The sequence below is a fragment of the Nonomuraea sp. NPDC004186 genome (assembly GCF_053603495.1).
Genome location: NZ_JBSGFQ010000011.1, coordinates 112,226 through 125,188, shown reverse-complemented (window position 1 = coordinate 125,188; position 12,963 = coordinate 112,226). Strand labels below are relative to the sequence as shown.

The following is a 12,963-nucleotide window of genomic DNA, read 5'->3' as shown; positions in this document are numbered from 1 at the left end:
CGCTCCCCGGACACCCCGTGCGAACGGACAAGATCGCACGCGTCGGCCCCTCCTGGCGGTACCGGATCTCGGGGCCCTTCCTCCTCACCGCGCTCCTGGGATTCGGCGCCTTGGCCGGTGCCCTCTTCCTGCCCCGCTACCTGCTCGCATGGGACCTGGGCGCGGCAAAGCCACCGGCCGACTACGCCACCGCCGTGAACAACATCCGCACCGCCCTGCTCCAGGGCGTCGGTGGCCTGGTGCTGCTGATCGGCGCTTATCTCACCTGGCGCCAGCTACATCTCAGCCGTCACGGGCAGGCGACCGAGTCCTTCGCCGCCGCCATAGCGCATCTGGGTGACCCGAGCGTGGACGTCCGCCTCGGCGGCATCTACGCGCTGGAACGCATCTCCCGCTCATCCACGGCCGACCGCCGGACCATCGGGGAGATCCTCTCCGCGTTCGTCGGCAACCGAGCCTGCGAGCCGCAACGCGACGCCCGGCACGCGCGTCACGCCGCCACGGCGGCGGGCAGCTCGGTCAACCTCTCCCTCCGCGCCCCTGACATCCACGCCGCACTGACCGTCCTCGGCCGCCGGGACGCGGTCCGGGGACAGGTGCTCCGCCTCGACCGCCTGGTCCTGCCCAAGGTCAACCTCGCCTCCGCGCGGTTGCGCGACGCGGACTTCCATTTCAGCGATCTGACCGAGGCCGCTTTCGTCGGAGCCGACCTGACCCGCGCGGATCTCAGCGGAGTACGACTGGCGGGGGCGGTCCTTGCCGACGCGATCCTCTACCAGGCCGATCTGCGCGACGCGGTCCTGACCGGAGTCATCGCCGAGGGCATCGACCTCCGGGGCACCGATCTGACCAGGACCGACCTGCGGAACGCGAACCTGCGCGGCGCTCGCCTGGACTACGCCGACCTCCGTGGCGCCACGCTGACCGGCGCCGTCCTGACCGGTGCTTCGCTGAAACGCGTGGTCTTCGACGAGACCACCGCCTGGCCCGACGGCTTCGACACCTCCCGGATCAGACCCGCACGGATACGCTCGCTCCCGCCTGTCCGTATCAGGGACTACGAAGAGCTCGCTGTCCGGCCGGCGCCCGTCAAGACCGACTCGCCGGCCGAAGCCGAGTAGGCCGCATCAGCGGGCAGGGGCTACCGCCGGCGTCCGCCCGGGTGTCACCAGGGGTCGACGTCGACGCCGGTGGTGACGATTCGCAGGGCCGTGGAGGCGACCCACGGCCGGTCGTGAGAGCTGATGCCGCCGTAGGACGGCATCGGCAGCTCGGGGAGCAAGGCGAGCACCGCGCTCAGGTGGCGGCATTCGGCGGCTTGGACGGTGAGCTTGACGGTCGGGCCGTGGCGGCGTCCCGGGGGCATGCGGAGCAGCTCGGCACGCGCCTGCGCGAGGGCCTCGACATCCGCGTCACCGGGTCCGGACGCGCCGCCGGGCCCGGCCGGGCGGCCGTGGGCGGCGTTGCGTTCCGCGATCGGCACGGTCTCCTTCACCCAGCAGTTGTAGCGCTCACCCCAGTCCACGAGCATGCGCGGCAGCCCGTGCTCGACGAGGAGCCGCTGCGCGCCCCAGCCCTGGAACCAGCCGTCACCGGACCGGAGCAACTCCTCGGCGAGCTCGACCTTGCCCTTGCGCAGCAGGTAGCCCAGGAACGGGATGCCGACGTCGTCGCCGGCCGCGCCGGCGCCCTCGGCGAGCAGCGCGCGTGCCTCGTCCTCGCGGCCGCATTCCATCAGCGCCCGGACGACCCGGAGACTGTGGTCCCAGCCGCCGTCGTTCTCGCGGACCTTCTCCCGGGCCCGGTCGAACCACGCGTCGGCCTGTGCGCCGTCGCCCAGCAGCGCATGGACGGCGCCCATGGAGCCCGCCGTCGAGGCGGACTCACCCCACATTCCGTCGGTACGGCTGAAGACGGAACGCGCGTCGTCCTCCAGCCCCGAGGCCGCGAGCATCATTGCCACCTCGGCGGCGACGCGTGGCCGGCGATGTTCGGGCAACGTCCCGATCAGCTCCAGCGCCCCGGCCGTCTCCCCGCGCAGCGCCCTGAGCACGGCCGCGGAGTGGAGCGCCTCGCCGGCCCAGGTGTTGCGGCGGTTGACCCCGTACTCCACGACCGCCTCCCGGAAGGCGCGGAAAAGGTCGTCGACGGTGGCAATGTTGGGCGGCGGCCACTCCTGAGGGCTCGGGTCCGTCATCGTCCGGCCCCGGAAGGGCTCCAAGTACTCGTACAGCGGTTCGGGCACGCGTTCGGCCGCGGCGGGCGCGTCCGGGACGACCTCCAGCTCACCCCAGTGCACGGGCCAGGCGAACCGCCGGGCGGGCGCCCACGCGAGGGCCGCGGCCAGGTCGTCGTCGCGTCCGGGAGGGGCGATCACGACTCCGGGCAGCAGGGCGACGGCCCAGGTCTCGTCGTCCAGCGCGAACGTGGGGTTCGGCTCGGGGTACATGTCCTCCCCGAAGTCCTCGTCGTCGAGCATCAGGGGACGTGGCGCGGACGGCTGCCGCAGCAACCTGAAGTCGCCGATCACCTCGCCGGAGTCCGCGCGCAGGAACCGCAGCACCGTCGTGCCCAGCACCACGAGCACGTCGTCGGAGCCCCAGTGCACCCCCGTGGCCTCGGCGGGCGCGTCGAAGGAGCGCAGCCGTTCGCCTCCCTCGTCACCGAGCGACCAGATCTCGACGCGGCCCTCGGCGGTCAGGCACGCGGCACGCTCGCCGTCCGGCTCCCAAGCCCAGGGGCGTACGTCCAGGTCGTAACTCGGCGACCGCAGCTCGAGGTCGAGGTCGTAGCGGTGCTGCCCGGTTCTGTCCACGATGCCGACGCGCGAACCGCATTCGACGATCGCCAGGCGCGTCCCCCACGACATGAACGTCACCTCGGCGTACCCGGGCCCCTCGGACACCCGTCGGCCGGTGAGCGCGTCGGCGATCACCAGGCGGCCGTCGTGGTGAAAGGCGAGGAGGCTTTCGTCGGGGCTCCATTCGCCGGACGGCCACGTGTAGTTGCGGTCGCCCTCGGTCATCCACGTGACGCGGCCCGACGCGGCGTCGATCGAGCAGATGCGCCCGTCGTGCAGGTTCCCGTAGAGCCGCCGGCCATCTCGCGACCAGACGACCCGGTCCAGGACGAACCGGTTGCCGTCCGACAGCGGTTCGATCCTGGCGTCGTCCGGCCAGACCTCCCCGCCGTCCAGCGGGACGACGGCGCCGTGAGCGCGCGCGTCGGCCTCCTGAAGGACGTAGGCGCGCACGCCGTCGGGCGCCAGGGCGAACGGGTCCGGGCGTCCCGAGTAGGTGAGGCGAGCGGTTCCGACGGGTTCGTTCTTCTCGCCGAACGGGTCCCAGACGCCCACGTTGTTCGACCGGTAGGCCATGGCGAGGCGCGAATCGTCCGCCGACCACTGGATGACCTCGCCGTAGCCGGGCCAGCCGATCCCGCCCTCGATCCAGTCGATGACGTTGACGCACCGCCCGGTGGTCACCTCCCAGATCTGCAGGGTGGCTCCGCGGTCGTAGTCGTCGCCCCCGAAGTCGCCCACCGCCAGATACCGGCCGGACGGGCTGAGCGCCTGCGCGGTGATCTCGACCTGGTGGACGTCCGGATGGCGTAGCAGCGCGCCGTGCTCCCGGATCCGCTCGGTCGCGTACCGGTGCGCGTCGACGACACCGTGGCGTCGCTCCAGCTCGACGAGTGCGGCGCGCAGCGGGACAAGGTCGTGTTCCGGGACGAACGCGGTCCAGTCCGCGGCCCGCAGCGCCGCCTCGAAAGCCTCAGGTCCGGTCTCGGGCGGGTCGGGGATCTTCATGCCCAGTGATCGTACGACCGAGGGCGCGCCGAAGGAGGGTGAACGCGGTCCTCGTCGGCACGTGGAACGGGATGGAACGCCCATCGGGTGTAGACCCACCGACGAGCCATGAGGAGCTCCCATGTCGTACCTGATGAAAAAGCTGCTGGTCGCGGCGACGCTGGTCACCGCGACCGTCACTGCGACCACCACCGTGGCCACCGCCCAGAGCGGCGCGCTGTTCGACGGCTTCGGAAAAGGAGTCGTGGAGGACACGGCGCTCGCCAACGCGGAGAGCGCCGCCAGGCAGAACGCGCTCGACCACGGGTTTACGGCGTGCGACGTGTTCGAGTCGGTGGTCTCCCAGGATGCGCGGACGCACGTGTTCTTCGCGTTGGTCACGGTCCGCTGCGACGACGAGGCCGTGCTGGGATGATCCCGGTGCCGGACACCCCCGAGGCCGCACACTGCGCATGCGGCCTCGGGCGGGGTCAGCGGGTGGTCATGAGGGTCAGGCTCTCGTCCTGCACGGAGGCCGTGACGCCACGGGTGATGCGGTATCCGGCGAGGCCGGGGCCGTCACCGTCGATGATCTCCTGAGCCGCGAGCCGGCCGAGCTCGGGCGCCAGGTTGACGCCGCTGTGGGTGACGAGGTGGTAGAGGCCGGGGACCTCGGGGTGCGTGCCCGCCAGCGGCAGGCCGTCCGCCGGCACGGGCCGGACGCCGAGGCGTACGCCGGCCAGCCGGGCGTCGCGCAGCGCGGGAAGGACCCGCTGGCCGCCGGCGTGCAACCGTTCGGCCAGGGCGTCGTCGCTCTGGCCGGGCAGCAGCGCGTCCACGGGCCAGGAGATGGAGCAGATCCGGTCTCCGGGGGCGGGGCGCAGGTCCACCTCGGGCGTGGCCAGGATGGCGTCGAGCCGCAGGCCGGGGACCGGGGTGCTCTCTCCCACCAGCCCGGGGATCCGGGTCATGGGCAGGTCGGTGCCGGCCAGCGCCGCGATGCGGTCGGCGTCCGGGCCGGTGCAGTTGACCACCCAGTCGGCCTCCCAGCGCCGCGTGCCGGTCTCGACACCGGTGACGGCGTCGCCGTCGCGGATCAGCGCCTGTGCCCGCAGGCCGTACCTGATGTCGGCGCCGAGCGTGGCGGCGCGATCGAGCAGGCGCTGCACGAAGAGCGGGGCGTCGTACCACGCGCTCTGGTCGTGGACCACGAGCTCGCTCGCCGTGCACGCCGCCGGGTCGACGGCGGGGGCGAGTTCGCCCAGCTCGGACGGGTCGGCGATGCGGCAGGGGTGCCCCCACGACTTGAGGCGGACGGCCCGCTCCCTGAGCCCCCGCTGGCTCTCCTCGCTGTCGCCCCACTGGATGGCGGGCATGGGGTGCCGCCACGACGGGCCTTCGAGCTCCTCGGCCAAAGTGGCGTGCAGGGCTGCGCTGGCGCGGTTGAGCTCGTAGTAGGCGCGCGGGGTCTTCAGGTGGGTGACGTCCATGGAAAAGGTCGCGCTGGAGGTGCCCGCGGCGGGGCCGCCGGCCTCGATGACGACGACCTGAGCCCCTGCGACGGCCAGGTGGTAGGCGACGGAGGCACCGAGCACTCCGGCGCCGAGAACGATGACGCGGGACACGTGGATATCTTTCCTTCGGGAGTCAGAGGACCTTGCTGAGGAATGCCCGGGTGCGCTCGTGCCGGGGCTCGCCGAGCACGGCGCCGGGCGGCCCGGACTCCACGACGACACCGTCGTCCATGAAGACGATGGTGTCGCACACCTCGCGGGCGAATCCCATCTCGTGGGTGACGATGATCATCGTCATGCCGTCCTCGCGTACGAGGTCGCGCATGACGTCCAGGACCTCGCCCACGAGCTCCGGGTCGAGGGCCGAGGTCGGCTCGTCGAACAGCATGAGGTCGGGCCGCATCGCCAGGGCGCGGGCGATGGCGACGCGCTGCTGCTGGCCGCCGGACAGCTGGTCGGGGCGGCTGTTCGCCTTGTCGGCCAGCCCCACCCTGGTCAGCAGGGCGTGGGCGCGCTCGCGTACCTCGGCCTTCGGCTCCTTCTTGACCATGATCGGCGCCATCATGATGTTCTCGAGCGCGGTCATGTGCGGGAAGAGGTTGAAGCGCTGGAAGACCATCCCGATGTCCACCCGCTGGGCGGCGATCGCCTTGTCCGGCAGCTCGTAGACCTTCCCGTCGCGCTCCTCGTAGCCGATCAGGTGGTCGCGGAAGTAGAGGCGGCCGGCGTCGATGCGTTCGAGGTGGTTGATGCAGCGCAGGAAGGTGGACTTGCCGGAGCCCGACGGGCCGATCACGGCCAGCACCTCTCCCTCCGCGACCTCCAGATCGATGCCTTTGAGTACGTCGAGCGCTCCGAACCGCTTGTGCACGCCTTCCGCGCGGATGAGGGTCGTCATCGGCTGAACCTGCGTTCGATGTAGTGCTGCCCGGCGTTCAGGACGGTCGTGGCCACCAGATACCAGAAGCACGCGACCGTGAGCAGGGCGACCTGCTGGAAGTTCCTGGAGTAGATGCCCTGGATCGAGGTCAGGAGCTCAGGTACGGCGATGGCGAAGACGAGGGAGGTGGTCTTGAGCATGGAGACCACCTGGTTGCCCGTCGGCGGGATGATGACCCGCATGGCCTGCGGAAGAATGATCTTGCGCAGGGTCTGGAAGCGGGTCAGGCCCAGGGCGTGGGCCGCCTCCGTCTGACCGTGGTCGACGGAGGTCATGCCGGCCCGCACGATCTCGGCCATGTAGGCCGCCTCGTGCAGGCCGAGGCCCAGCACCGCCGCGGTGAGCTGGGTGATGATCAGGTTGGTGTCGACCTCGAAGAACGTCGGCCCCCAGGGCACGCCGAGCCCGATCTTCGGCACCACCGCGGACAGGAAGTACCAGAACAGCAGCTGCACCAGCAGCGGCACGCCGCGGAAGACCCAGATGTAGAACGCGCTCAGCGCCGCCAGCAACGGGTTGGGCGACATGCGCAGCACGGCCAGCACGATGCCGCCCGCGACGCCGACGAGCATGGCGAGCACCGTGAGCAGCAGCGTGGTGCCGAGCCCGCTCAGGACCGCGGGGGAGAAGAGGTACTCGCCGACCACCTTCCACTCCATGCGCGGGTTGGCCACCCAGCCCTGCAGCAGGAAGATCACCAGGAAGCCGAGGACGGCCGCGCTCACCCAGCGCCCCGGATGGCGAAGCGGGACGGCCTGGATCCGCTCCCGTGGAGCCGGGGGAGCGGTCTGCCCGGTCGTGGTCACGACTCGCCGCCGTTGAGCACGGCCTTGTCGAGGGCGCCCGACGACATCTTCCACTTGTCGAGGATCTTGGCGTAGGAGCCGTTCTCCATCAGCTTCTGCAGCGCCTGCTGCACGGCCTTGGAGAGGTTCTGGTCCTCCTTGTTGACGAGGATCCCGTACGGCAGGAAGCGGTAGGGCTCGCCGACCTGCTTCATCCGGCCGCCGGACTGCTCGGCCTGGTAGGTGATGGTGGGCGTGCCGCCGATGAAGGCGTTGGCCCGGCCGGTGGAGACGGCCTGCAGACAGCCGACCGTGTCGGGGAACACCAGCACCTGGACCGCCGGCTTGCCCGCGTCCGTGCACTTCTTCTTCTGCTGCTCGGCGTCGTCGGCCTGGGCGGTGCCCTGCTCGACGGCCGCCGTCTTCCCGCAGAGGTCGTCGAGCGACTTGATCGCCTGGGCGTCCTTCTCCTGGACCAGGAGCGAGCTGCTGGTCTTGAAGTAGTCGACGAAGGTGACCTTCTCGCGGCGTTCCGGCTTGTCGAGCATCGCCTGGATGGCCAGGTCGTACCGGCGTGCCTGCACACCGGCGATGAGACTGTCGAAGCTGGCCTGGCTGAACGTGACCTCGACGCCGAGCACCTGGCCGATGGCCTTCATCAGCTCGGGTTCGAGGCCGATGACCGACTTGTTGTCGGTGTCGAGGAAGACCAGCGGCGGGTAGTTGTGACCAGCGGCCACGTTGAGCGTGCCGCTCTTCTTGATCTTGTCGGGCAGCAGGTCGTGCAGTTCCTGATTCTTCTGCTGTGCCGGGGCGGCCGCCTGGGAGGCGCCGCCTCCGGAACAAGCTGTCAGGGACAGGAGTCCCGCCAGGCCGAATGCGGCGGCTGCTTGGGTGAACCGCATCGCGCAGGACACCACCTCTCGCGCTTGGTACTACTACGTTCCGTAAACACCAATATTGGGGGTCCGTTTGGATACGACAAGGTAAGCGAGCATGCGCATTGGTGCACAACCTGTTCACTCCTCCTTATCCTCTTTCTCACCCGCCCCAGGTAGCCGCCCAGGTGATCGATTGCCTCGCCTCAAGATGGTCCGCGGTCTGGTGATGCTTACTGCCGGACTGTTAAGTTGAGCCGATGCTTACTCCCGCCCAGCTTCAGGCGATCCGTGAGGTGGTCGCCACCGGTTCGCTCCGGACCGCCGCCAAGCGCCTCGGGTTCACCCCCTCGGCCATCTCGCAGCAGGTCTCCTCGCTGGAGCGGACCCTGGGCGTCCAGCTGTTCGAGCGCCTGCCGCGCAGCATCCGGCCCACCGCGGCGGGGGCCGAGCTGGCCCGCAAGGCAGCCCGGCTGCTGGCCGACCTCGAGGCGGCGGAGGAGGAGATGCGTTCCTTCGCCACCACCCACCGGGGCAGGCTGCGGCTCGGCAGCTTCTGGTCCGCCGGGTTCCGGCTGGTGCCCGCCGTGCTGGCCGAGTTCCTGCGCGACCGGCCCAACGTGGACATCCGCTACGAGGAAGGCGATCCGCACCGGACCATTCCCGCCGTCAACGAGGGGCGGCTCGACCTGGCCGTGGTCTTCGAGTATGGCATGGTGCCGCACAACTGGCCGAAGGACCTGACCATGACGTTGATCATGGAGGAGCCGCTCTACGTGCTCGTGCCGACCGGTCACCGGCTGGCCGCCCGCAAGCGCATCCAGTTCGGCGAGCTGTCAGCCGAACGGTGGATCTCCTACACCGAGGGGATGGACGCCTCGCTCAACCTGTCGCACATCTGCGCGGCCAGCGGCTTCGACCCCGACGTGCTGTTCCGCACCAACGACTACAACCTGCCCTTCGAGCTCGTACGCAAGGGGCTCGGGGTGGCGATCGTGCCGGAGCTGGCGATGATCGAGTCGCGCGAGGTGTGCGTGTTCCGGCTCGGCGACCCCTCCCAGGTCCGCAGGGTCTTCACCGTGTGCCGCGCCACCGACCCCAACCCCCTGCTCGGTCACGCGACGAGCATGCTCATCAACGCCGCCGAATCCCTGCACCAGCGCGCGGACCTCCCCATCGCCGTATGAGCCCGGCCCGCGCGGTCGGCGCTCAGGGGCCGAGCAGCGGCTCGACGGCGTCCCACGTGGGAGGCGCCGGCCACTCGCTCCCCTCCACAGCCTCCAGGCCGATGACCGCGCAGGCCAGCAGGTGCTCGCCGGGCGGCAGCTCGCCCGTCAGCGTGGGGATCGTGGTGCGCGGGGCGAACACGTTAGTGCCGGGCAGGGGCGTGACCAGGGCTCCCTCCCGCCCGCCGGACAGATCCTCGATCACGCACAGGCCGTTCGGCGAGTCGAGCCTGGCCCACCCGGTGCCGGTCTCCACTCGGGTAGGCGGCCGGTCCCGGTCGACCGCGAAGGCGCCCTCGGCCGTGCGCAGCGCCCGTCCGGTCCTGATCCGGTGCACCCGTACGTGCCACGGGGGCAGCGCCACCAGCCAGGTCTCGATCTCCACGTCGTCCCAGGGCTTCCAGCGCGCGTGCAGCACGCCGTCGGAGGCGGAGACGTCGTACGGCAGCTCGCACGGCCGCCAGTGCTCGCCGTCCTCGCTGAGCGCCAGCGTGCTGTCGAAGGCGCCCTGTTCGAGCCCCAGCGTCCCGGCCGGCACGCTGAAGCCGAAACGCGTGGAGTAGGCGAATTTGGCGTACTTGGCCGCGCCGTGCCGCATCCACGGGGCGTGCTGCCCCGCGCTCAGCAGCACCACGTGCCGTCCCTCCTCGCAGCGCAGCAGCGCCACGCCCGCCTCCGGCTGGGTGCTGACCTCGGGCAGCGGCGGCGCGTCGGCCTCCTTCGCGGCCCAGAACGGGTGCTCCGCGGGCAGGGCGAGCGGCAGGAACGCCTTCATGGCCCAGTACGGCGAGCCGGGCGCGTTGTACTGCTCGGCCAGGTGCGGCTGGGGGTAGCCGTAGCCGATGGTGAGCAGCCCGGCGGCGTCGCGGATGGGCCGGCCGCCCCACCAGCGCACGTTCCGCAGCAGGTGGCCCTTGGTCACCTCCCACGGCAGCGCCTCGACCCCGGCGAAGGCCAGCGCCCCCCAGAACGCCGACTGCGCGAAGCGGTAGGTCAGGCTCCTGCCGAACGGGACCGCGACCCCCTCGCTGGTGAACCAGTGCTGGAAGTCATGGGCGAACGCCGCGGCCCGCTCGCGGAAGCGCCCGGCCCTGGCCGGGTCGTTGCCGAGCGCCGCGTAGATGAGGCCGTAGTAGTGCATGGCGAACGGGATGTAGTAGTCGCGCTGCCACTTGGGCCCGTCGGAGTACCACCCGCGCCCGAGGTCGAACTCCTCCAGCCGGTCGAGCCTGGCCGTGTTGGCGTCGCGGTCGTGGGCGACCCCGACGCGGTCGAGCCCGAGCCCCACCATGACCGGGAAGAACAGCCAGTTGTTGTCGTTGGGCTCCACGGTGACCGCGTGCCGCAGCCAGGCGGCCACCGTGTCGCGCTGCGGGCCGGTCAGCGGGTCCCAGACCTGCTCGGGGGCCAGGGCGAGCGCCAGGCCGATGGCGGCGGTCTCGACCAGCCGCTGGTTGCGGTCGAAGGCGGCGCCCCAGTAGTCGGGGTGCTCGGGGTCGGTCCCGGCGGCCAGCCCGGCGCGCCAGAGCTCCCAGTGGTCGAACGCCCTGCCGCCGGCCGCCAGGGGCGCCAGCCCCCACAGCGGCCGAGCGAACGCTTCCAGCTCGGAGGCGGCCTGGTCGTAGTGCGCCGTGTTGAACCCCAGCCGCAGCCGCCCCCCGCCCGCGCTGAATCTGGTGGTCAGTGGTGCGACCAGGTCCAGGACCTGCCGCTGCAGGTCGTCTCGGTCGCTGCCAGGCCGCCCTGCGCGGTCGTCGGTGTCCACGGGTTCTCTCTCCTCCGCTGGGAAAGCGCTTTCAGGAAGACAGGGTTCCCGCCGCCGGCCGCACTTGTCAACAGTGGGGCGGCGCCGTGCTGTCGCGGACGTGCAACTCCATCGGCAGGTACACCGGCTCCCCGTCGTGCCCCTCGGTCATGAGGGCCTCCAGCATCTCGGCCGCCTGCCTGCCGAGCTGACCGCGCGGCACCGACACCGTGGTCAGGCTCGTGTGCGCCACGTGGTCCAGCGCGATGTCGTCGAACCCGACCACCGACAGGTCCTCGGGAACCCGTACCCCGAGCTCGCGCATCCGGGTCACCGCCCCCAGCGCCACCAGATCGTTGTAGGTGGTGAGCGCGGTGGCGCCGGTGCCGGCCACCTCGGCGGCGGCGTCGTACCCGGAGCGGCTGGTGGACCCGCACGGCAGGATCGTGACGGAGATCCCGAACGCCTTGGCCGCCTCCAGCGCCCTGATCCGCTCGGCGTTGGCCCAGGACACCTCGGGCCCGCTCAGGTAGGCGACCCGGCGGTGGCCCAGCTGCGCCAGGTGGCCGCAGATCAGCATCATCCCGCCGAAGAAGTCGGCGGAGACCGCGGGCGCGGCGATGCCGGGGACGATCCGGTCGAGCAGGACGAGCGGGTGGTCCCGGGCGGTCAGCACGACCAGGTCCGAGCGCTCCAGGCGGGAGGAGCAGAGCAGCACCCCGTCGCAGCTGCGCATCAGGTCCGCGACCAGGTCGTGCTCGATCGAGGGGTCGTCGTCCGACTCCATGACCATGACGCGCCGCCCGTGGGAGCGAGCGACGGCCGAGACCGCCTTGAGCACGTCGGGGAAGTAGGGGTTGGCCAGGTTGGGGACCAGCACGCCGATGGTGCCCCACTCCCCGCGGGCCAGCCCCTGCGCCGCGGCGTTGGGCCGGTAGCCCAGCTGCCTGACCGCGTCGTGGACGCGCGCCGCCAGCGAGGGGGCGACCTTGGCCGTGCCGTTGAGCACGCGGGAGACCGTCGAGGCCGACACCCCCGCCGCCGCCCCGACGTCGCTGATCGTCACCCGGGCCGAGCGGCCCTGCCGCAGATTACGCACCCGCTCCTCCTGCCCCCGTGGAGCGCCCGTCAGCCGAGCAGCCCGCGTAGATGATCAAGATCCCGCCGTACGGCCGCCGCCGGGTCGGCCGCCGGGTAGTGGACGTGCAGCGACAGCACTCCGGTGTAGCCGCGTGCGCGCAGCCCGGGGACGATCTCCGGCCAGGGGACCACGCCTCCGTCCGCGAACGGTTGCCACTCGCACACCCAGCCGTCCGCGGTGGACCGCCAGACGGCGTTCTTCACTCCCATGCAGGCCATCCGATCGCCCAGCAGGTCGACGTTGAGCGCCCATGCCTCGCTGCCCTCCTTGGCCTGGTTGCCGGGGTCGGCGTAGAAGCGCACGTCGTCCAGGTCGCCGGCGAGTGCGAGGGCGAGCGAGGCGGATGGATGGATCGTACCGTGATGCAACTGGACCGCCAGCCGCACGCCGTGCCGGGCCGCGACGGCGGCCAGGCGGGACAGCGCGGCCCTGGACTCATCCAGCTGACGGCGGTATCCGGCGGCGGGGTCGTAGCGGAAGAAGCCCACCCGCATGAGGGGGACGCCGCTCTCGCCGCAGGCCGCGATGATCCGTTCGGCGTCCGCGTCGGCGTCGAGCAGGTCGGTGGTGACGACGTCGAGGGTGAGCCCGCGGCGTTCGAGCTCGGTGGCGACGACGGCGATGCCGCCCGGGTCGGCGGGGCTGACCGTCTGCCCCTCGCGCACGACGAGGTCGACCCCGTCGGCGCCCACCGAGGCCACGGTCTCGGCCAGCCGGGCGGGGTCGATCGGGCCGAAGGGCTTGGTGAAGGCGAGCAGGCGCACACGTACTCCCGAAGTTCTGAAAGCGCTTGTAAAGATTTTTCCGGCGCGCCGAGATGATGATCTTATCGGCGCGCGCCGCCGAAAAGTGCCAGGCAAATCAGCATATTTCTGGCGGTACGGGTCGTCGACGGACAGGTGTCATGACCGAGCATCGATCTGAAACCGCTTTCTCACAAGTCTTGAA

The 12,963-nt window shown here is 71.1% G+C and carries 11 protein-coding genes; 3 read left to right on the top strand and 8 right to left on the bottom strand.

Annotated elements, in window-relative coordinates; all coding sequences use genetic code 11:
* Positions 1 to 17: 17 nt before the first annotated feature.
* Complete coding sequence (locus tag ACWEPL_RS12085; protein WP_452436054.1) at positions 18 to 1,121, top strand: pentapeptide repeat-containing protein; 1,104 nt, start codon at positions 18 to 20, stop codon at positions 1,119 to 1,121.
* A 44-nt stretch (positions 1,122 to 1,165) separates the two neighbouring features.
* Here the strand turns inward: ACWEPL_RS12085 and ACWEPL_RS12080 are convergent, their stop codons facing one another.
* Entirely contained in the window at positions 1,166 to 3,808 is a 2,643-nt protein-coding gene (locus tag ACWEPL_RS12080) for a WD40 repeat domain-containing protein (protein WP_452436053.1), read from the bottom strand.
* Between the two features lie 121 nt (positions 3,809 to 3,929).
* On the opposite strand from ACWEPL_RS12080, the gene ACWEPL_RS12075 reads away from it, so the two are divergent.
* Positions 3,930 to 4,223, top strand: coding sequence for a hypothetical protein (locus ACWEPL_RS12075; protein ID WP_452436052.1), 294 nt, complete (start codon positions 3,930 to 3,932; stop codon positions 4,221 to 4,223).
* Positions 4,224 to 4,278: 55 nt separating this feature from the next.
* On the opposite strand, the gene ACWEPL_RS12070 is transcribed toward ACWEPL_RS12075, so the two are convergent.
* From ACWEPL_RS12070 to ACWEPL_RS12055, 4 genes are read right to left on the bottom strand one after another with little or no spacing between them, the layout of a single operon-like run.
* Entirely contained in the window at positions 4,279 to 5,412 is a 1,134-nt protein-coding gene (locus tag ACWEPL_RS12070; RefSeq protein WP_452436051.1) for an NAD(P)/FAD-dependent oxidoreductase, read from the bottom strand.
* Between the two features lie 22 nt (positions 5,413 to 5,434).
* Positions 5,435 to 6,199, bottom strand: a complete 765-nt coding sequence (locus ACWEPL_RS12065) for an amino acid ABC transporter ATP-binding protein (protein ID WP_350731821.1) — start codon at positions 6,197 to 6,199, stop codon at positions 5,435 to 5,437.
* Positions 6,196 to 7,047, bottom strand: a complete 852-nt coding sequence (locus ACWEPL_RS12060) for an amino acid ABC transporter permease (RefSeq protein ID WP_363983335.1) — start codon at positions 7,045 to 7,047, stop codon at positions 6,196 to 6,198. Before ACWEPL_RS12060 ends, ACWEPL_RS12065 begins: the two co-directional genes overlap by 4 nt.
* Positions 7,044 to 7,931: an ABC transporter substrate-binding protein gene (locus ACWEPL_RS12055; RefSeq protein ID WP_350731817.1), complete on the bottom strand. Its 888-nt coding sequence runs from the start codon at positions 7,929 to 7,931 to the stop codon at positions 7,044 to 7,046. The genes ACWEPL_RS12060 and ACWEPL_RS12055 overlap by 4 nt, the downstream gene beginning before the upstream one ends.
* 233 nt (positions 7,932 to 8,164) lie before the next feature.
* Here ACWEPL_RS12055 and ACWEPL_RS12050 point away from each other — a divergent pair, with 233 nt between their 5' ends.
* The gene (locus tag ACWEPL_RS12050; protein ID WP_363983332.1) at positions 8,165 to 9,091 is read left to right on the top strand and encodes a LysR family transcriptional regulator; all 927 of its coding nucleotides are present in this window, start codon (positions 8,165 to 8,167) and stop codon (positions 9,089 to 9,091) included.
* A 22-nt stretch (positions 9,092 to 9,113) separates the two neighbouring features.
* On the opposite strand, the gene ACWEPL_RS12045 is transcribed toward ACWEPL_RS12050, so the two are convergent.
* The 3 genes from ACWEPL_RS12045 to ACWEPL_RS12035 all read right to left on the bottom strand — a co-directional run bounded on the left by ACWEPL_RS12045 (position 9,114) and on the right by ACWEPL_RS12035 (position 12,779).
* Positions 9,114 to 10,895: a DUF2264 domain-containing protein gene (locus ACWEPL_RS12045; RefSeq protein ID WP_452436050.1), complete on the bottom strand. Its 1,782-nt coding sequence runs from the start codon at positions 10,893 to 10,895 to the stop codon at positions 9,114 to 9,116.
* Between the two features lie 67 nt (positions 10,896 to 10,962).
* Entirely contained in the window at positions 10,963 to 11,973 is a 1,011-nt protein-coding gene (locus ACWEPL_RS12040; protein ID WP_363983320.1) for a LacI family DNA-binding transcriptional regulator, read from the bottom strand.
* A 29-nt stretch (positions 11,974 to 12,002) separates the two neighbouring features.
* Entirely contained in the window at positions 12,003 to 12,779 is a 777-nt protein-coding gene (locus tag ACWEPL_RS12035; protein WP_452436049.1) for a sugar phosphate isomerase/epimerase family protein, read from the bottom strand.
* Positions 12,780 to 12,963: the final 184 nt, after the last annotated feature.

Coding starts and splice junctions, on each gene's coding strand:
- ACWEPL_RS12080 (WP_452436053.1), bottom strand. CDS start 3,808: ATGAAGATCCCCGACCCGCCCGAGACCGGACCTGAGGCTTTCGAGGCG.
- ACWEPL_RS12075 (WP_452436052.1), top strand. CDS start 3,930: ATGTCGTACCTGATGAAAAAGCTGCTGGTCGCGGCGACGCTGGTCACC.
- ACWEPL_RS12065 (WP_350731821.1), bottom strand. CDS start 6,199: ATGACGACCCTCATCCGCGCGGAAGGCGTGCACAAGCGGTTCGGAGCG.
- ACWEPL_RS12055 (WP_350731817.1), bottom strand. CDS start 7,931: ATGCGGTTCACCCAAGCAGCCGCCGCATTCGGCCTGGCGGGACTCCTG.
- ACWEPL_RS12050 (WP_363983332.1), top strand. CDS start 8,165: ATGCTTACTCCCGCCCAGCTTCAGGCGATCCGTGAGGTGGTCGCCACC.